Annotated in this window: 18 protein-coding genes and 2 tRNA genes; 18 read left to right on the top strand and 2 right to left on the bottom strand. The window is 60.8% G+C overall.

Translation table 11 applies throughout. The features are described from left to right. Positions 1-51 precede the first annotated feature (51 nt). On the bottom strand, positions 52-1,725 hold the full coding sequence (locus tag ACQKRQ_RS18595) for an electron transfer flavoprotein-ubiquinone oxidoreductase (RefSeq protein WP_427478673.1): 1,674 nt from the start codon (positions 1,723-1,725) through the stop codon (positions 52-54). 187 nt (positions 1,726-1,912) lie between these two features. Between ACQKRQ_RS18595 and ACQKRQ_RS18590 the strand changes: the two genes are divergently transcribed. Both ACQKRQ_RS18590 and ACQKRQ_RS18585 read left to right on the top strand, forming a co-directional pair. Continuing rightward, complete coding sequence (locus ACQKRQ_RS18590; RefSeq protein WP_132373691.1) at positions 1,913-2,689, top strand: SDR family oxidoreductase; 777 nt, start codon at positions 1,913-1,915, stop codon at positions 2,687-2,689. 185 nt (positions 2,690-2,874) lie between these two features. Beyond that, the gene (locus ACQKRQ_RS18585) at positions 2,875-3,306 is read left to right on the top strand and encodes an acyl-CoA thioesterase (protein WP_132373692.1); all 432 of its coding nucleotides are present in this window, start codon (positions 2,875-2,877) and stop codon (positions 3,304-3,306) included. 45 nt (positions 3,307-3,351) lie between these two features. On the opposite strand, the gene ACQKRQ_RS18580 is transcribed toward ACQKRQ_RS18585, so the two are convergent. After that, entirely contained in the window at positions 3,352-3,897 is a 546-nt protein-coding gene (locus tag ACQKRQ_RS18580) for a LuxR C-terminal-related transcriptional regulator (RefSeq protein ID WP_132373693.1), read from the bottom strand. A gap of 244 nt (positions 3,898-4,141) precedes the next feature. On the opposite strand from ACQKRQ_RS18580, the gene ACQKRQ_RS18575 reads away from it, so the two are divergent. The 16 genes from ACQKRQ_RS18575 (at position 4,142) to ACQKRQ_RS18500 (ending at position 19,142) form a co-directional block, all read left to right on the top strand. Beyond that, positions 4,142-4,846: a CoA transferase subunit A gene (locus ACQKRQ_RS18575; protein ID WP_028200192.1), complete on the top strand. Its 705-nt coding sequence runs from the start codon at positions 4,142-4,144 to the stop codon at positions 4,844-4,846. A 2-nt stretch (positions 4,847-4,848) separates the two neighbouring features. Then, complete coding sequence (locus tag ACQKRQ_RS18570) at positions 4,849-5,490, top strand: CoA transferase subunit B (protein ID WP_132373694.1); 642 nt, start codon at positions 4,849-4,851, stop codon at positions 5,488-5,490. Between the two features lie 286 nt (positions 5,491-5,776). After that, positions 5,777-6,691 carry an alpha/beta fold hydrolase gene (locus tag ACQKRQ_RS18565; protein WP_132373695.1) on the top strand — a complete coding sequence of 305 codons (915 nt, stop codon included), beginning with the start codon at positions 5,777-5,779 and terminating at the stop codon, positions 6,689-6,691. Between the two features lie 83 nt (positions 6,692-6,774). Next, positions 6,775-7,128, top strand: coding sequence for a RidA family protein (locus ACQKRQ_RS18560; RefSeq protein ID WP_132373696.1), 354 nt, complete (start codon positions 6,775-6,777; stop codon positions 7,126-7,128). Positions 7,129-7,185: 57 nt separating this feature from the next. Next, positions 7,186-9,429 carry a RelA/SpoT family protein gene (locus tag ACQKRQ_RS18555; RefSeq protein ID WP_132373697.1) on the top strand — a complete coding sequence of 748 codons (2,244 nt, stop codon included), beginning with the start codon at positions 7,186-7,188 and terminating at the stop codon, positions 9,427-9,429. 119 nt (positions 9,430-9,548) lie between these two features. Beyond that, a tRNA-Val gene (locus ACQKRQ_RS18550) sits at positions 9,549-9,625 on the top strand. 251 nt (positions 9,626-9,876) lie between these two features. Next, a complete protein-coding gene (gene thrS, locus ACQKRQ_RS18545) occupies positions 9,877-11,784 on the top strand; it encodes a threonine--tRNA ligase (protein ID WP_132373698.1) in 1,908 nt (635 codons plus the stop codon). Between the two features lie 48 nt (positions 11,785-11,832). Further along, positions 11,833-12,357: a translation initiation factor IF-3 gene (infC, locus tag ACQKRQ_RS18540; RefSeq protein ID WP_074263967.1), complete on the top strand. Its 525-nt coding sequence runs from the start codon at positions 11,833-11,835 to the stop codon at positions 12,355-12,357. Between the two features lie 249 nt (positions 12,358-12,606). Beyond that, the gene (gene rpmI, locus ACQKRQ_RS18535; RefSeq protein ID WP_028200199.1) at positions 12,607-12,804 is read left to right on the top strand and encodes a 50S ribosomal protein L35; all 198 of its coding nucleotides are present in this window, start codon (positions 12,607-12,609) and stop codon (positions 12,802-12,804) included. 29 nt (positions 12,805-12,833) lie between these two features. Further along, positions 12,834-13,193, top strand: a complete 360-nt coding sequence (gene rplT, locus ACQKRQ_RS18530; RefSeq protein WP_006052502.1) for a 50S ribosomal protein L20 — start codon at positions 12,834-12,836, stop codon at positions 13,191-13,193. A 157-nt stretch (positions 13,194-13,350) separates the two neighbouring features. Further along, on the top strand, positions 13,351-14,364 hold the full coding sequence (gene pheS, locus ACQKRQ_RS18525; RefSeq protein ID WP_007181117.1) for a phenylalanine--tRNA ligase subunit alpha: 1,014 nt from the start codon (positions 13,351-13,353) through the stop codon (positions 14,362-14,364). Between the two features lie 157 nt (positions 14,365-14,521). After that, complete coding sequence (gene pheT, locus ACQKRQ_RS18520; protein ID WP_132373699.1) at positions 14,522-16,957, top strand: phenylalanine--tRNA ligase subunit beta; 2,436 nt, start codon at positions 14,522-14,524, stop codon at positions 16,955-16,957. A gap of 69 nt (positions 16,958-17,026) precedes the next feature. Then, positions 17,027-17,437, top strand: a complete 411-nt coding sequence (locus tag ACQKRQ_RS18515; RefSeq protein ID WP_012433735.1) for an integration host factor subunit alpha — start codon at positions 17,027-17,029, stop codon at positions 17,435-17,437. A 46-nt stretch (positions 17,438-17,483) separates the two neighbouring features. Then, entirely contained in the window at positions 17,484-17,897 is a 414-nt protein-coding gene (locus ACQKRQ_RS18510; protein WP_427478666.1) for a MerR family transcriptional regulator, read from the top strand. 63 nt (positions 17,898-17,960) lie between these two features. Further along, a tRNA-Pro gene (locus ACQKRQ_RS18505) sits at positions 17,961-18,037 on the top strand. 535 nt (positions 18,038-18,572) lie between these two features. Further along, positions 18,573-19,142, top strand: coding sequence for a thioesterase family protein (locus tag ACQKRQ_RS18500; RefSeq protein ID WP_408180053.1), 570 nt, complete (start codon positions 18,573-18,575; stop codon positions 19,140-19,142). Positions 19,143-19,167 lie beyond the last annotated feature (25 nt).

Here is a 19,167-nt window from a genome sequence, read left to right as displayed (position 1 = left end):
CACAGCGCGAGCATTCAGAAGCAGGCGCTGCGAAGGCAAGTGAAGCATCGATCACATGTTCGGATAGTTCGGACCGCCGCCACCTTCAGGCGTGACCCACACGATGTTCTGCGTCGGGTCCTTGATATCGCAGGTCTTGCAGTGCACGCAGTTCTGCGCGTTGATCACGAGGCGCTCGCTGCCGTCGTCGTTCTTGACGAACTCGTACACGGCCGCCGGGCAATAACGCGATTCCGGACCGGCATAGGTCTGCCAGTTCACATTCACCGGCACCGACGGATCTTTCAGCGTCAGGTGAGCGGGCTGGTTTTCCTCGTGATTCGTGTTCGAGATGAACACCGAGGACAACCGGTCGAACGTGAGCTTGCCATCCGGCTTCGGATACGTGATTGGCTTGCACTGCGATGCGGGCTTCAGCATTTCGTGATCTGAATGCTGGTGATGCAGCGTCCACGGCACATTGCCGCCCAGCAGCTTCTGCTCGATGCCGACCATCAGCGTGCCGAGGTACAGGCCCTTGCTCATCCACTGCTTGAAGTTGCGCGCGCGATGCAGTTCGGTGTGCAGCCACGAGGTCTTGAAACTCTCCGGATACGCCGTCAGTTCATCGTTCTGACGTCCAGCCTGCACAGCGTCGAACGCCGCTTCAGCGGCCAGCATGCCGGTCTTGATCGCCGCATGCGAACCCTTGATCCGCGATGCGTTCAGGAAGCCCGCATCGTCGCCGACCAGCGCGCCACCCGGAAACACCAGTTTCGGCAGCGACATCAGGCCGCCGGCGGTAATCGCCCGCGCGCCATATGACACACGCTTGCCACCTTCGAGCACCGCACGAATCGCCGGATGCGTCTTGTAGCGCTGGAATTCCTCGAACGGTGACAGGTACGGGTTCGTGTAGCCGAGGCCCACCACGAAACCCACCACCACCTGGTTGTTGTCCATGTGATAGAGGAACGAGCCACCGTACGTGTCGTTTTCCAGCGGCCAGCCGGCGGTGTGCATCACCAGACCCGGCTTGTGCTTCGAAGGATCGATTTCCCACAGTTCCTTGATGCCGATCCCGTAGACCTGCGGATCGGCGCCTTCGCGCAGCTTGAATTTGTCGTTCAGCTGGCGGCCGAGGTGCCCACGCGCGCCTTCGCAGAACAGCGTGTACTTCGCGTGCAGTTCCATGCCGAGCTGGAAGTTCTCGGTCGGCTTGCCGTCCTTGCCGATACCGAGATTGCCAGTCGCGACGCCCTTAACCGAACCGTCATCGTTGTAGAGGATCTCAGCAGCAGGAAAGCCCGGGAAAATCTCGACACCCAGCGCTTCAGCCTGCTGACCCAGCCAGCGCGTGACGTTCGCGAGACTGATCACATAGTTGCCGTGATTCTTGAAATTGTCCGGCAGCGCCCAGGTCGGCACGCTCTTCGAACCGGTTTCCGTCAGGAACAGGAATTTGTCCTCGGTCACGTCCACCGTCAGCGGCGCGCCTTTTTCCTTCCAGTCAGGGACCAGCTCGTTCAAAGCGCGCGGATCCATCACCGCACCCGACAGGATATGCGCCCCGATCTCCGAGCCTTTTTCCAGTACGCACACGCCAAGCTCGACGCCTTTTTCCGCCGCCAGCTGCTTCAGGCGGATCGCCGCGGACAGGCCAGCCGGGCCGCCGCCGACGATCACGACGTCGTATTCCATCGACTCGCGTGGACCGTATTGCTCAATGAGACTTGCGGGGGTCATTGATGCTCCTCTTACCGTTAGAATGCTTTTTTCGGGTTCGTATTGTGGGCGATGCACACCCACACTGCAACCAGATGAGCACAGATTAGCACGATCGTTCTATTTTTATGATACGGTATGACCCGTAGTGACGGTCTTACCGCACCCGTCAACCGCATCTGTAACAACAACCGAACAAGGAACGACAATGGGCCGTTCGATCAATCTGGAAGGCAAGGTCGCGCTGATCACCGGCGCCTCGAGCGGGTTGGGAAAGCGCTTTGCTCAAGTGTTGTCGCAGGCGGGCGCCAAGGTCGTGCTGGCGAGCCGACGGACCGAGCGTCTGAAGGAATTGCGCGCCGAGATCGAGGCGTCCGGCGGCGCGGCGCACGTCGTTTCGCTCGACGTGACCGACTACCAGAGCATCAAGTCGGCCGTCGCCCATGCGGAAACCGAGGCCGGCACGATCGACATCCTTGTGAACAATTCGGGCGTGTCGACCACGCAGAAGCTCTCGGAGGTCACCCCCGCCGACTTCGAATACGTGTTCGATACCAACACGCGCGGCGCGTTCTTCGTCGCCCAGGAAGTCGCCAAACGCATGATCATGCGCGGCAACAACGCGCAGAAACCGTCGTACCGGATCATCAATATCGCGTCGATGGCCGGCTTGCGCGTGCTGCCGCAGATCGGCCTGTATTCGATCAGCAAGGCGGCTGTCGTGCATATGACGAAAGCCATGGCGCTGGAGTGGGGCAAACACGGCATCAACGTGAACGCGATCTGCCCGGGCTATATCGACACGGAGATCAACCACCACCATTGGTCGACGGAGCAAGGGCAGAAGCTCGTGTCGATGCTGCCGCGTCACCGAGTCGGCAAACCGGAAGATCTGGACGGACTCCTGCTGCTGCTGGCCGCCGACGAATCGCAGTTCATCAACGGCTCGGTGATTGCCGCCGACGACGGATTCGGGCTCTCCTGAGCGCAAGACGGCGCAGCCGGCGCACGCGTTTCAGGTCTTGCCCGCCGGATTAGCGTCTGTTCGAAGAAACTGTTTTACGCGCTCCGGCCTTTCCTGCGCCTGAAGGCGCGCGCTATGTTGATGTTTGTCTCTACGCCGGGTCACGCGCCGGCTTCAACCTGGTTTCAATCCGATAAAGAAGTACGATGAGCGATTTTCACGCAGTTTTCGAGATGTCGATGCCGATCCGCTGGGGCGACATGGACGCCTTCGGCCATGTGAACAACACGGTCTATTTCCGCTACATGGAGCAGGTGCGGATTTCCTGGTTCGAACAGCTGGGGCTGGCCGGCAGCAACGCCGACGGCCAAGGGCCGGTGATCGTCAATGCGTCGATGGAGTTTCTCAAGCAACTGCATTATCCCGGCGACGTGATCGGCCGGATGACGGTGGCCACGCCCGGCCGCAGCAGCTTCGACACGGGTTTCGAGCTGGTGCGCGCCGACGATCCCAACACCGTCTATGCTCGCGGCGCCGCGCGCTGCGTATGGATCGATTACGCGGCCGGCAAGTCGGTCCCCGTGCCGGACATGCTGCGCGAAACCATCGAGCGTGCCGCGCTGGTCAAGGCGGCCTGAGCGGCGATAGATAGACGAGTCCCGCGCGCTTGCCTGGCGGCGCCTTCAATGCCCGAGCAGGCGCTGCAATAGCTCCGTCGCGTTCCCCGTATCGTATTTGCGCATCAGCCGCGCCCGGTAGACATCGACCGTGCGCGGGCTGATATCCAGCACGCGGCCAATCTGCTTGCTGGTTTTCCCCGTTACCAGTTGCGCGGCGATTTCGCGTTCGCGAGGCGTCAGTTCGACCGCCACGCGGCGCGTCGCGCTCAAGTCCTCGAAGGTCCAGACGCCCGCGGCGTGCGGGTCGGCGCGTTCCTGCGCGCGGCCCGTCACGTGGCACCAGAACAATTCCCCGTTGGCCCGCTTCATGATGCGGTCGTCCGCGTAGCTGCCTTGCGCCGTCATGATCGGCGGAATCCGCGCGCCGATCCGCTCGAATTCGTCCGTCGACGGATACAGCACCTGGAACGACTGGCCGAGCAGCGATTCGCGCGTGCAGCCGAAAATCGACGCGAGCTCGTCATTGCAGTCTTCGATAATCCGTTCGCGCGACAGCACGAGTCCGATCGGAGCGAGGTGGAACGCGGTTTGGTAATCCAGTGCGGGCATGGGCTGGCGGCAAGTACTTATGTATTTTTGCGTATTGTGCCGCATGGCGCGCCCAGCGTACTCTTTCGAGCACATGACAACGCGGCGAAGCTGTCCGCGGCGGGCATTTGCACGATGCGCAGGGAAACCTGGGCGCACAGCCCGCCGGGGATGACTAGAATGACGTGTCGGGCTCAGGCTCGCGCAACGTCGTACCAGCCGCAACGATCCGAATTCGGGTTTCCATAAAGGAAGGGACATACTGATGAACAAGGTCTATCCAGGCGCCGCCGAGGCGCTGAAAGACATCGTCAAGGACGGGCAGACGTTTGCCGTCGGCGGCTTCGGGCTGTGCGGCATTCCGGAGGCGCTGATCGGCGCACTGCGCGATTCGAAGGTGCAGGGCATCACCTGCATCAGCAACAATGCGGGCGTCGACGGCTTCGGCCTTGGTCTGCTGCTCGAAACGCGCCAGGTCAAGAAGATGATCTCGTCGTATGTCGGCGAGAACAAGGAGTTCGAGCGCCAGTATCTGGCCGGTGAACTCGAACTCGAATTCACGCCGCAAGGCACGCTCGCCGAGAAGCTGCGCGCGGGCGGTTCGGGCATTCCGGCGTTTTTCACCAATACCGGCTACGGCACGCTGATTGCCGAAGGTAAGGAAACCCGCCAGTTCGGCGAAAACCACTACGTGCTCGAACACTCGCTGACGGCCGACGTCGCTTTGGTGAAGGCGTGGAAGGCCGACAAATCGGGCAACCTGATCTATCGCCGCACCGCGCGCAACTTCAACCCGATGTGCGCGATGGCCGGCAAGATCACCGTGGCCGAGGTCGAGGAAATTGTCGAAGTGGGCGAACTCGATCCGGACGCGATCCATACGCCTGGCATCTTCGTGCAGCGCATCGTGTTGAATGCGCATCCGGAAAAACGCATCGAACAACGCGTCGTCCGCGCGAAAGGAGACTGATCATGGCATGGACTCGTGACGAAATGGCCGCGCGCGCGGCGAAGGAATTGCAGGACGGCTTTTATGTGAACCTCGGCATCGGCCTGCCGACGCTGGTGGCCAATCACGTGCCGCCGGGCGTCGAAGTGTGGCTGCAGTCGGAAAACGGCCTGCTCGGCATCGGCCCGTCACCGACCGAAGAGGAAGTGGACGCCGACCTCATCAACGCCGGCAAGCAGACGGTGACCACGCTGCCGGGCTCGTCGATTTTTTCGTCGGCGGATTCGTTCGCGATGATTCGCGGCGGCCACATCAACCTGGCGATTCTCGGCGCGATGCAGATCAGCAAGAAGGGCGATCTGGCCAACTGGATGATCCCGGGCAAGATGATCAAGGGCATGGGCGGCGCGATGGATCTGGTCGCGGGCGTCAAACGCGTGGTCGTGCTGATGGAGCACGTCGCGAAGGGCGACCAGCACAAGATCCTCGAAGAATGCACGCTGCCGCTTACGGGCGTGGGCGTGGTCGATCAGATCATTACGGATCTCGGCGTGATCGACGTCACGGACGACGGGCTGAAGGTGACCGAATTGGCGCCTGGCGTGAGCGTCGACGAAATCAAGGCGAAGACGGGCGCGCCGCTCGATGTGAGCGCGGTGAGTTAAATGGCGTGCAATGAGGCCGTCTGAAGCGGTTTGAGGCTGGTTGAGGCCGGTGTGTGGCCGATCCGGCTGGTGTGAGCGGAAGGCGGCCGCAAGGCGGTTCCGAGGCGGGCGAGGCGTGAGTCTCGCCCGTTTTGTTTTCTGCGGAGCACTTCGTTCAGATGCGTCCTATGCCTTTCGGCCGACTCTTGCCGCGCGGCAAAGCGGTTTACAATCGTTTGAAGATTGGACGCATATCGATCCCTGCTGTGTCCAAGCCAAATCCGCAGCGCTTTTGCAAGGAACCCAGATGACCGAAATCACGTCGGCTTCCACCGCCGGGCGGCTCGCGCCGCGTCAACGCTACGTGCAGTGCGCGAGCGCCGGTGGCTTGCACCGCATCGCCTACACCGAGTGGGGCGACCCGGCCAATCCGCGCGTGCTGCTGTGCGTGCACGGCTTGACTCGCTCAGGGCGCGATTTCGACCGCCTCGCGGAGGAATTTGCCGGCACTTACCGCGTGGTGTGTCCGGATGTCGCGGGGCGGGGCTTGTCATCGTGGCTGGCCAACCCCAACTTGTATATGGTGCCGCAATACGTCGCCGACATGGTCACGCTGATTGCGCGGCTGAATGTCGAAACAGTCGACTGGTTCGGCACGTCGATGGGCGGCCTGATTGGGCTTGGGCTCGCCGGTCTGCCGGAAACGCCGATCCGCAAGATGTTGTTGAACGATGTCGGTCCGCATCTGGAGCCGGCCGCGGTGCAGCGCATCGGCGACTATCTCGGCAAGCCGGTGCAGTTTGAAACACTGCAGCAAGGCATCGACTACGCGGCCTTGCTCGCACAGACTTTCGGCCCGCTCACGCCGGACGAGTGGCGCGAGATCAACACGCCGCTTCTGCACGAGCAGGGCGGCAAGTGGCTGTTCCGTTACGACCCGCGTATCGCGCAGCCCTTTACCGCGGCCACCGAGGAAGCGTCCAAACTCGGCGAGGCCGCGCTGTGGCATTCGCTGGCGTCGTTCCAGGGGCCGGTGCTGGTGGTGCGCGGCGAGCTATCCGATCTGCTCTCGCGTGAAACCGTCGCGAAGATGGTCGAGACCGGGCGCGCCGTGTCGAGTGCGGAAATCCCAGGCGTTGGGCATGCGCCGGCGTTTTTGTCGGCCGATCAGATCGACATCGCCAGGCAGTTCTTTATCGGACCGGCCGCCGACGCGTCATAATATACAGTTCCGCGCCGCGTCCTTGACGGGGCCCGATGCGGAACGCATCTCCGATCAATTTTCAAACCAACTCAGGATTCGTCATGGCAGTCATTCGTCACCACGTCGGCAAGCGCCTCTCGGAAATCGCCGTGCACAACGGCACCGTGTACCTCGCGGGCCAGATCGCCGAAGACGCGGATCAGGACATCACGGGTCAGACGCGCGAAGTGCTCGGCCACATCGACCGTCTGCTGGGCGAAGTGAACAGCGACAAGTCGCATTTGCTGTCGGTGCAGATCTACATCGCGGACATGGTGCATTTCGCCGACATGAACGCCGTGTGGGACGAGTGGGTCGCGCAAGGCGCCACGCCGCCGCGCGCTACCGTCGAAGCGAAGCTCGCCAATCCGAAGTGCCTGGTCGAAATCTGCGTGGTCGCTGCACAGCGCAGCTAAGCGGGCACGTGTTGTTGAAATTCCGTTGAATCGTCTGGCCCGGTGGGCCGTCGCACCATGAATACCGAAACTGTTACGAGCACGCCGAACCCCCTTCCTTCTTTCGATGAAGCGATGGCGTTCGTGCGCGAACATGCGGGCGAGGTGCGGCTGTCGTCGGGCGAAATGCTGGCGGATCACGCGGCGGGTACGGCGTCGATCATGCGCACGCTCAACGTCGATCCGCCGGCGGTACTGGCGGCGGCGTTGTTTGCGTTGACGCCGCATCTGCAGGACCCGGAGCGCGTGATCGCCGACAACTTCGGCGAAGAAGTCGCGCAACTGGTCGGCGACGTGCGCAAGTTGCTGCGTCTCGGCACCGTGAGCTTGCGTGCCGCGCAGAACGCCATGCCCGAGGCCGGCCGCGATGCGCAAGCCGCGCGCCGCGCGCAGGTCGAGGCGCTGCGCAAGATGCTGCTCGCCTTCGCGCAGGATATTCGGGTGGTGCTGATCCGGCTTGCGTCGCGTCTGCAATCGCTGCGTTACTATGCGGCGGCGAAAATCACGCCTTCACCGGACGTGGCGCGCGAGACGCTCGATATCTATGCGCCGCTCGCCAACCGTCTGGGCATCTGGCAGTTGAAGTGGGAGCTCGAGGACCTCGCGCTGCGCTTCGAAGAGCCGGTTACTTATAAGCGCATTGCCAAGCTGCTCGACGAGAAACGCGTCGAGCGCGAGAGCTATGTCGCGCAGGCTATCGAACGCTTGCAAAAGGAATTGGCCGCGGCGCATATTCGCGCGGAAGTGAGTGGCCGGCCGAAACACATCTACAGCATCTGGCGCAAGATGCGCGGCAAGGAGCTGGACTTCGCCGAGCTCTACGACGTGCGTGCATTTCGGGTGATCGTGCCGGACATCAAGGATTGCTACACGGTGCTCGGCATCGTGCACAACCTGTGGCAGCCGGTGCCGAAAGAGTTCGACGATTACATCTCGCGGCCGAAGCCGAATGGCTACAAGTCGCTGCACACGGTGGTGATCGGCGACGACGGCCGCGCGTTCGAAGTGCAGATCCGTACGCAGGAAATGCATCAGTTCGCCGAATACGGCGTGGCTGCGCATTGGCGCTACAAGGAAGCCGGCACGCGTGGTTACGGCGGCCAGTTCGCCGCCAACGAGAAGTACGACGAGAAAATCGCGTGGCTGCGTCAACTGCTCGCGTGGAAAGACGAAGTCTCCGAGGGCGAGCATGGCGAGAAGCGCGCGGCGCAGCCGTGGGAGCAACTGCGCCAGGCCACACTCGACGACGACCACATCTATGTGTTGACGCCGCAGGCACGGGTGATTCCGTTGCCGCATGGCGCGACGCCCGTGGATTTTGCTTATCACCTGCACAGCGAGTTGGGACACCGTTGCCGTGGCGCGCGCGTCGACGGCGCGATGGTGCCGCTCAACACGCCTTTGCAAAACGGTCAGACAGTCGAGATCGTCGCGGTGAAGGAGGGTGGGCCGTCGCGCGACTGGCTCAACCCGCAACTCGGCTATCTGCAAAGTCCGCGCGCGCGGCAGAAGGTGCGCGCGTGGTTCAACGCGGTCGAAGTGCAGGAACATATCGCGAGCGGCCGCGCGATGGTCGAAAAGACCTTGCAGCGCGAAGGCAAGACCTCGGTCAATCTCGATCAGCTTGCGGCCAAGCTCGGCTTCAAGACTACCGACGATCTTTTCTCGGTAGTGGGCAAGGAAGAATTCAGTTTGCGGCTCGTCGAGCAGGCGCTGCACGATGCGCCGCCGCCGGAACCCGTGGTCGAAGCGCCGGAGCAATTCGAGAAGCGCAGCAGCGGCGCGAGCGTGGCGCGCGGCGCGTCCACGGGCGTGCTGGTGGTCGGTGTCGATGCGTTGCTCACGCAACTCGCGCGCTGTTGCCGGCCTGCGCCGCCCGACGATATCTGCGGCTTTGTCACGCGCGGCAAGGGCATGTCGATTCACCGCAGCGATTGTCCGACGTTCCAGCGCATGGCCGACCGGGCGCCGGAGCGCGTGTTGCAAACGGCTTGGTCGGCGGAAGTGATGAGCGGCCGCGGCCAGTCGGTTTATCCCGTCGATCTTTCGATCGACGCAACGGATCGGCAGGGTTTGTTGCGCGATATTTCCGAAGTGTTTGCGCGCGAAAAGATGAATGTGATCGGCGTGAAGACGCAGACGCGCCGTAACGCTGCGTTCATGCAATTTACCGTCGAGGTGTCGAGCGCGGCGCAGATTCAGCGCGCGTGCACGTTGCTCGGCGAGGTCACAGGGGTGGTGCGCGCTTCACGCAAGAGTTGATGCGTGTGCGGCGCGCGCATGGCCCGTCGACGTATCTGCTGGACGTGAGTAGAAATTTAAAGTCGGTGCATAAAAGTACTTGCCAAGCAGTGTGGGGCTCCATATAATCTCGTTTCTTCAGGCTCGTAGCTCAGCTGGTTAGAGCACCACCTTGACATGGTGGGGGTCGTTGGTTCGAGTCCAATCGAGCCTACCAACGAAAGAGAAATTCCGGTTTTACCGGGGTTTCGCAAGCTGCAGCAAGCGCCTTTGGCGCAAAAGGCGAATACGGTTATGACACCGCGAACGTTGACCGAAACCATTTCGGAGCGACGCTAGTCGAGGACCACTTTCGCCAATGTAGTTTGCAGGAAATGTGAATGCGGCCCCTCGAAAGTGGGGCCGCATTTTTTTTGGCTTATTTGATGGTTGTATGTGCCGCCGCCGGTCGGCACCACGGAGAACGCAATGGTTTCGATACGTCTGCCTGACGGTTCTGTTCGACAGTACGAGCATCCGGTGACGGTCGCCGAAGTGGCCGCCTCGATCGGCCCCGGCCTCGCGAAAGCCGCCCTCGGCGGCAAGATCGATGGTGAGCTGGTCGATACGTCCGCGCTGATCGACCGCGACGTGGCGCTCGCCATCGTCACCGAGAAAGACGCAGACGGTCTCGATATCATCCGCCACTCCACGGCTCACTTGCTCGCGTACGCGGTGAAGGATCTGTACCCGGAAGCGCAGGTCACGATCGGCCCGGTCATCGACAACGGTTTTTACTACGACTTCGCGTATAACCGTCCCTTCACGCCGGAAGATCTCGAGAAGATCGAAAAGCGCATGCAGGAACTCGCGAAGAAAGACGAGCCGGTTTCGCGCCGCGTGGTGTCGCGCGACGAAGCGGTGGACTACTTCAAGAGCATCGGCGAAAAGTACAAGGCCGAGATCATCGAATCGATTCCCGCCACCGACGAAATCAAGCTGTACTCGCACGGCGGCTTCACGGATCTGTGCCGCGGCCCGCACGTGCCGTCCACCGGCAAGCTGAAGGTCTTCAAGCTGATGAAGGTCGCGGGCGCGTACTGGCGCGGCGATTCGAAGAACGAACAATTGCAGCGCATCTACGGTACGGCCTGGACGAAGAAGGAAGACCAGGAAGCGTATCTGCACATGCTCGAAGAGGCGGAGAAGCGCGACCACCGCAAGCTCGGCAAGCAACTCGATCTGTTCCACATGCAGGACGAGTCGCCGGGCATGGTGTTCTGGCATCCGCGCGGCTGGACGCTGTGGCAGCAGGTCGAGCAATATATGCGCCGTCGCGTGAACGACGCGGGCTACCTCGAAATCAAGACGCCGATGATCATGGACCGTTCGCTCTGGGAAGCGTCGGGCCACTGGCAGAACTATCGTGAAAACATGTTCACGACGGAATCGGAAAAGCGCGACTACGCGATCAAGCCGATGAACTGCCCGGGTCACGTGCAGGTGTTCAATCACGGTCTGCGCTCGTATCGCGATTTGCCGCTGCGCTACGCTGAATTCGGCTCGTGCCACCGCAATGAATCGTCGGGTGCGTTGCATGGACTGATGCGCGTGCGCGGTTTCGTGCAGGACGACGCGCACATTTTCTGTACCGAAGACCAGTTCATCAGCGAATCGATCGCATTCAATACGCTGGCGATGAGCGTCTATAAGGACTTCGGCTTCGACAATGTGGAGATCAAACTGTCGCTGCGCCCGGACGCGCGCGCCGGTACGGACGAGACGTGGGATCGCGCGGAGCAGGGTCTGCGCGAGGCGCTGACGGCCTGCGGCGTGACGTGGGAAGAGTTGGCGGGCGAGGGGGCGTTCTATGGCCCGAAGGTCGAATACCACATCAAGGACGCGCTTGGCCGCTCGTGGCAATGCGGCACGTTGCAGCTTGATATGGTGCTCCCGGAGCGTCTGGGCGCCGAATACGTCGCCGAAGACAACAGCCGCCGCCGCCCCATCATGCTGCATCGGGCAATCGTCGGATCAATGGAGCGATTCCTCGGTATTCTGATCGAGCACCACGCCGGTGCAATGCCCGCATGGCTTGCGCCGATGCAGGTCGTCGTGATGAATATCGCGGAAAATCAGGCCGAATATGCGAAATCTTTAGCCCAATCGTTGCAAAAACAAGGGGTTAGAGTAGAGGCCGATTTGCGCAACGAGAAGATTAGCTATAAAATACGCGAGCACACGCTGGAAAAGGTGCCGTACCTGCTTGTGGTCGGCGACAAAGAGCGTGAAGCCCAAACGGTAGCCGTGCGTGCCCGTGGTGGTGTCGATCTGGGTGTAATGCCTCCCGACACTTTCATTGAGCGTCTGCGCCAGGACGTGCAGTCGTTCAATTGAGCCACTTGGCAGCCCGGCTCGTTTTTTAATTTTTAGAGGAAACGTAACATCGCTACTGATAAGTCTGCGCACCGCATCAACGGTGAAATTACGGCACCCGAGGTGCGTCTGGTCGGCGTCGAGAACGAACCACTCGGCATCGTGAAACTCGCTGATGCGTTCCGCATGTCGGAACAGCAAGACGTGGATCTGGTCGAAATCGCTCCGCAAGCGGTTCCGCCGGTTTGCCGCTTGATGGATTACGGCAAGTTCAAGTACTCGGAAGCGAAGAAGCAACACGAGGCCAAGCTGAAGCAGAAGATCGTCCAGGTCAAGGAAGTCAAATTCCGCCCGGGCACGGACGACGGCGACTACAACGTCAAGCTGCGCAACCTCATCCGCTTCCTCGACGACGGCGACAAGACGAAAATCACGTTGCGTTTCCGCGGCCGCGAAATGGCTCACCAGGAAATCGGTATGCGCATGCTCGAGCGCCTGCGCACGGATCTCGACGAAGTCGGTCAGGTCGAGCAGATGCCGAAAATGGAAGGGCGCCAGATGATCATGGTGCTCGCTCCGAAGAAAAAGAAGTAACCGGCTGGAGCGGTGGCGCGCCATGTGGTGCGCGCTCCGGTTGTGAAAGATTGAAAATGATGCGGCGCCGGGTGTCCGGTGCGGTGTCAGCAGGTTTCGGAACGACGTGTGTACAATGCGCGTCGTTTCCCGAAAAGCGGCTGCCGGCGGTTCAGGCGGTCTGCATACCAAGTGGAGTGGGTTTCGAAGGGCGGGTAAATGGCCAACTGGCCGACCGCACACCCATATCCATCAAATAATGGAGTTGTCATGCCGAAGATGAAGACCAAGAAGAGTGCTGCAAAGCGCTTCGTGGTGCGTCCGGGCGGTACCGTCAAGCGCGGTCAAGCCTTCAAGCGCCACATTCTTACCAAGAAGACCACCAAGAACAAACGCCATTTGCGCGGTTCGACGGCAGTTCATGAAGCAGATATGAACTCCGTGCGCGCAATGCTGCCGTTCGCTTAACCCTTAACCGAAACTCATAGGAGCGAAACATGCCTCGAGTAAAACGTGGGGTTACCGCACGGGCCCGTCACAAGAAGATCATCAAGCTGGCCAAGGGTTACCGCGGCCGTCGCAATAACGTCTATCGCATCGCCAAGCAGGCGGTCATGCGCGCAGGCCAATACGCCTACCGCGATCGCCGCAACAAGAAGCGTGTGTTCCGTGCATTGTGGATCACGCGTATCAACGCGGCGGTGCGTCAGCACGACATGACGTACAGCGTGTTCATCAACGGCCTGAAGAAGGCTTCGATCGAACTCGACCGCAAGGTGCTGGCCGACATGGCTGTGTTCGACAAGGCTGCTTTTGCTGCGATCGTTCAGCAGGTGAAAGCCGCCGTTGCAGCCTGATTGCGCTTTTGGCAATTAACACTGCGTGGTTCGTTGCAGCGAAGATCCGGTAGTCTCGGTGACGTTGCAGCAAAAACGGGGCTCCTCACCGAGCCCCGTTTTTGTTGGTAGAACCAGTTTGCTTCGATTGAACACTGACGTTGAAATGATGGGATCAATGGATCTGGACCAGATTGTCGCCGACGCGCAAAAAGCCTTCGCAGAAGCCTCCGACGTCACCACCCTCGAGAACGAGAAAGCACGCTTTCTCGGCAAATCGGGTGCGCTGACCGAGCTATTGAAGGGCCTTGGCAAACTCGATCCCGAAACGCGCAAGACCGAAGGCGCACGGATCAACCTCGTCAAGCAACAAGTGGAAGCCGCGTTGACGGCCCGCCGTCAGGCGCTCGCCGACGCGCTGCTGAATCAACGCCTCGCCGCTGAAGCCATCGACGTCACGCTGCCGGGCCGCGGCACCGGCGCAGGCAGTCTGCACCCGGTGATGCGCACGTGGGAGCGCGTCGAACAGATTTTCCGCACGATCGGATTCGACGTGGCCGACGGCCCCGAAATCGAAACCGACTGGTACAACTTCACCTCGCTGAACAGCCCGGAAAATCATCCGGCGCGTTCCATGCAGGACACCTTCTACGTCGACGGCAAAGATGCCGACGGCCGCCAACTGCTGCTGCGCACGCATACCAGCCCGATGCAGGTTCGCTACGCGCGCACCAATACGCCGCCTATCAAGGTGATCGTGCCGGGCCGCACCTACCGTGTGGACAGCGACGCGACGCATTCGCCGATGTTCAACCAGGTCGAAGGCCTGTGGATCGACGAGAACATCAGCTTCGCGGATCTGAAGGGCGTCTACACCGACTTCCTCAAGAAATTCTTCGAGCGCGACGACATTCTCGTGCGCTTCCGTCCGTCGTATTTTCCGTTCACCGAACCGTCGGCCGAGATCGACATGCTGTTCGAAACGGGCAAGAACGCCGGCAAGTGGCTCGAAATTTCCGGCTCGGGCCAGGTTCACCCCACGGTGATCCGCAACATGGGCCTCGACCCGGAGCGTTACATCGGTTTTGCTTTCGGCAGCGGCCTCGAGCGGCTCACCATGTTGCGTTACGGCGTGCAAGACCTGCGTCTGTTCTTCGAAAACGACCTGCGGTTCCTGCGTCAATTCGCCTGAACCGGCGCGTACGAACGCGTCAAGCATTGAGCGCGGCAAGGCACGCAGTGCATGCCGCCACAGCGTCCCCGGCAGTGACCGGCGATTCTCACGAACACCGAGTCACGCCAGGCACTGCCGGACGTGGACCTAACCTGATCAGAACGTACACAGAACCATGCAATTCCCGGAATCCTGGCTGAGAACTTTTGTCGATCCGCAACTGACGACCGATGAACTGTCGCACGCGTTGACGATGGCGGGTCTCGAAGTCGAAGACCTGCGGCCGGCCGCGCCGCCGACTTCGAAGATCGTCGTCGGCCAGGTGCTGGAAGTCGTCAAGCACCCGGACGCGGACAAGCTCAACGTGTGTCAGGTCGACGCCGGCACGGGCGCGACGCTGAACATCGTGTGCGGTGCGCCGAACGTGGCGCCCGGCATCAAGGTGCCGGTCGCGCTGGTTGGCGCGCAACTGCCGCCGGCCGAAGAAGGCGGTACGCCGTTCGCGATCAAGCTCTCCAAGCTGCGCGGCGTGGAAAGCCAGGGCATGCTGTGCTCGGCACGCGAACTGAAGCTCTCCGAAGATCATAGCGGCCTGATGATCCTGCCGGAGGATACACCGATCGGCCAGGACATCCGCGAAACGCTCAATCTCGACGACACCGTTTTCGAGATCAAGCTGACGCCGAACAAGGCGGACTGCCTGTCGGTGTTCGGCGTAGCGCGCGAGACTTCGGCGATCACCGGCGCGCCGCTGCGCCCGCTCGAGATCAAGCCGGTCGAAGTGAAGCTCAACGAGACGCTGCCCGTCAAAATCTCGGCGCCCGATCTGTGCGGCCGTTTCTCGGGCCGTGTGATTCGCGGCGTGAATGCGCGCGCCAAGTCGCCGCACTGGATGGTCGAGCGTCTGGAGCGTTCGGGCCAGCGCAGCATCTCCGCGCTCGTCGATATCTCGAACTATGTGATGCTCGAATTGGGTCGTCCGTCGCACGTGTTCGATCTCGACAAGATCCACGGCGGCATGGACGTGCGCTGGGGCCGCAAGGGCGAGACGCTCAAGCTGCTGAACGGCAACACGGTCGAGCTCGATGAAACCGTTGGCGTGATCGCCGACGAGCAGCACATCGAAAGCCTCGCGGGCATCATGGGCGGCGACAGCACGGCGGTCACGCTCGACACGACCAACATCTATCTCGAAGCCGCGTTCTGGTGGCCCGACAGCATTCGCGGCCGCTCGCGCAAATACAACTTCTCGACCGACGCCGGCCATCGCTTCGAGCGCGGCGTCGACTACGCGACCACCGTCGATCATATCGAACGCATCACGCAACTGATCCTCGACATCTGCGGCGGCGAAGCCGGCCCGGTCGACGATCAGGTCGTCAACGTGCCGAAGCGCGAGCCCGTGAAGATGCGTGTCTCCCGTGCGAATCGCATCATCGGCATCAAGATCGACGCGGAGGAAATCGCGCAGATTTTCACGCGCCTCGGCCTGTCGTTCGAGCGTGATGAAGATACGTTCTCGGTGATACCGCCGTCGTATCGCTTCGATATCGAAATCGAAGAAGACCTGATCGAAGAAGTCGCGCGTATTTACGGCTTCGAGAAAATTCCCGCACGTCCGCCGGTCGCGACCAGCGAGATGCGCGCGACCAACGAAACGCAGCGTTCGATCCACGTGATCCGTCACGCGCTCGCGGCGCGCGACTTCGCGGAAACGGTGAACTTCAGTTTCGTCGATGCCGAGTGGGAGCAGGACTTCGCCGGCAACGACAAGCCGGTACGTCTGCTGAATCCGATTGCAAGTCAGTTGTCGGTGATGCGTACGACGCTGTTCGGCAGCCTGATCCACGTGCTGCGTACGAACCTGAACCGCCGCGCGGCGGATCGCGTACGCGTGTTCGAAGCCGGCCGCGTGTTCCTGCACGATCCGTCGATCAAGGCCGGTGAGCTGACGGTCGAAGGTTTCGCGCAGCCGAAGATGATCGGCGGCCTCGCGTACGGTCCCGCGCTCGAAGAGCAGTGGGGCGCGGCGACGCGCACGGTCGACTTCTTCGACGTGAAGGGCGATCTGGAAGCCGTGCTGGCACCGGCGGTCGCGCGCTTCGTGAAAGCGGAACATCCGGCGCTGCATCCGGGACGCAGCGCGCGTATCGAACTGAATGGCCGCGCAGTCGGCTGGATTGGCGAATTGCATCCGCGCTGGATGCAAAAATATGATTTACCGCATGCGCCGATTCTGTTTGAAATCGAAGCGGAAGCATTAATGCAGCGCGTATTGCCCACTCCGTCGGAAGTGTCTAAATTCCAGCCGGTGCGTCGTGATATTGCCGTGGTCGTCGATCAAAAAATCGAGGTTCAGGCACTGCTGGACGAGCTTCAGAAGGCCCAGTCCGAACCCGCCTGCAAGACTGTTCAGAAGGTTGCGCTTTTCGACGAATTCCGTCCAAAATCAAACACTTCCGGTGGTCTGGCCGCTCACGAGAAAAGCCTTGCGTTCCGTGTGACCTTGCAAGATACTGGCGGAACCCTTCAGGATGAAACGGTCGATCTGGCCATTCAAACTCTGGTGGAACGTCTGGCTCGAGTATATGGCGCACGGTTGCGCGGATAACCCGCATTTAACAATTGCACGGCTGTTTCCGCATCCATTGTTTTCTGCTTGGCGCGCCATTTGATAGATATGAATGAAATGAACTCGAGTGATTTCGAAGCCCTTCTTACGGCGCAACGCAGCGCCATGATTCGCGAAATTCCGACATCACCCGCCGTCGTTTCCACTGAAACGCCGACGCTTACCAAGGCGGAACTTGCTGAGTTGCTGTTCGACAATGTCGGGCTCAACAAGCGGGAAGCGAAAGACATGGTCGAAGCGTTTTTCGAGGTGATCCGCGACGCGCTGGAGAGTGGCGACAGCGTGAAGCTGTCGGGGTTCGGCAACTTCCAGTTGCGCGACAAACCCCAGCGTCCCGGTAGAAACCCAAAGACGGGCGAGGCGATTCCGATCGCCGCGCGCCGCGTTGTGACGTTCCATGCGAGTCAAAAGCTGAAGGCGCTGGTCGAGAACGGCGCTGAAGCAAGCTTCACGCGCTGATCGACTGGCGCGTTCCTGCGCAACCCACCACGACGGCTAACTGACGATGACAGCGACGATCGAAAAAGTCGTCTTGCCTCCGATTCCGGCGAAGCGCTACTTCACGATTGGTGAGGTCAGCGAACTATGCGGCGTGAAACCGCATGTCTTGCGCTACTGGGAACAGGAGTTCACGCAGTTGAGGCCGGTCAAGCGACGTGGCAATCGCCGGTATTACCAGCATCACGAGGTGCTGTTGATCCGGCGGATTCGCGAACTATTGTATGAGCAGGGCTTCACGATCAACGGCGCGCGCAACCGGCTCGATTCACATGGCGGCGGGGAGCACGGTGCGCCGGGCGATATGGTCGAGGAAGGCGAGGGCGCAGCAATGCCGGCGGCAACCACGGCCGCTGCCACGGTGGACGTCGAGCAGTTGCGCAAGGAATTGCTGCACGTGATCGATTTGTTGGGGCACTAGTCGCCTTTGTTAGCAGAAGGCGGTTCTAATCGAATGAAGTGTCTGTTATAATTTTGTGCTGTTCGGGGCGTAGCGCAGCCTGGTAGCGTACCTGCATGGGGTGCAGGTGGTCGGAGGTTCAAATCCTCTCGCCCCGACCAAAGAAATCAAGGCCTTACAAGCAATGCTTGTAAGGCCTTTTTCTATTCCGGCGTTGATTACCATCTGGTTACTGGATCGTCCGCCTCAATCTGTCGCCGATAACGGGTGGCTATTTGGTCAGTCCGTTCAACTATTCGCCGACGCTCCCCGCGCTGGGCACGTGCTCAAGGCAACCCAACTTCGGCGGCAAGGCGGGTTACACAACCCGATCAATACCTCGAGCGCCTATCAATTCTCGAAGATCGCGTACTGTTTTCGACAGCGGCGGACAGTGCAAGAACGAATGCGAAGCAAACGGCGGCGTGATTCTCCGCCCGTTTTTCCGGACATGTATGCGCCTCGAAAAAAAGCGCTTAAGAATCCATAATAATATTTAAACCTCGACGGCACAGTCCTGCCAATATCGACCACGTCACTCGTTTTCGAGCAAGCGCTCTACGGATTTGCCCGTCACCTCGATCCGGATCATCTCCACGCGACTACCATGCAAGTTTCGCCGCCGCGTCCGGCGCGTCGCTACCACCAGGTTTACGCATGAGTCTGCTACTTCGTTTGTTGCTTCTGATACTCACCAGCCGGCGCCGCAGCCGGCTGCATGTGCTCGATACGTGCGTCACGCCTTTTCGCGTCTGGTTGAATGACCTCGACGTCTTGCTCCACATGAACAACGGCCGTTATTTCACGATCCTCGATCTGGCGCGAGTCGATCTGATGATGCGCAGCGGCTTGTGGCGCCAATTGAAGGCGCAACGCTGGTATCCGGTCGTCACGCTGGAAACGATGCGTTTTCACCGCTCGCTCGAACTCGGTAACCGTTATGACGTCCGGACCCGTGTGATCGGCTGGGATGACAAGCACATCTTCATCGAGCAAGGGTTCATGCGCGACGATGCGCAAGTCGCGTTGGCCGTCGTGCGAGCGCGCTTCCTGAAGCGAAGCGGCGGTGTCGTCACGACGGCCGAGTTACTGCAACTGTCCGGCGTGACGCAACCATCGCCGGCGCTGCCCGAATGGGTCGCGCGCTGGAGCGAAGCCGAAGGCGGGATGGCGTTTCCGTCCTCTTCTACTTCGAGCCCGGAGACGAAGACCGTCACACGACGGTAAGCAGTCTGTTGCGCGGTTCCACGAG

Source organism: Paraburkholderia sp. NPDC080076 (assembly GCF_050281145.1).
Classification (GTDB): Bacteria; Pseudomonadota; Gammaproteobacteria; order Burkholderiales; family Burkholderiaceae; genus Paraburkholderia.
The sequence above is the reverse complement of the archived record's forward strand: the minus strand, read 5'-3'. Positions and strand labels throughout refer to the sequence as shown.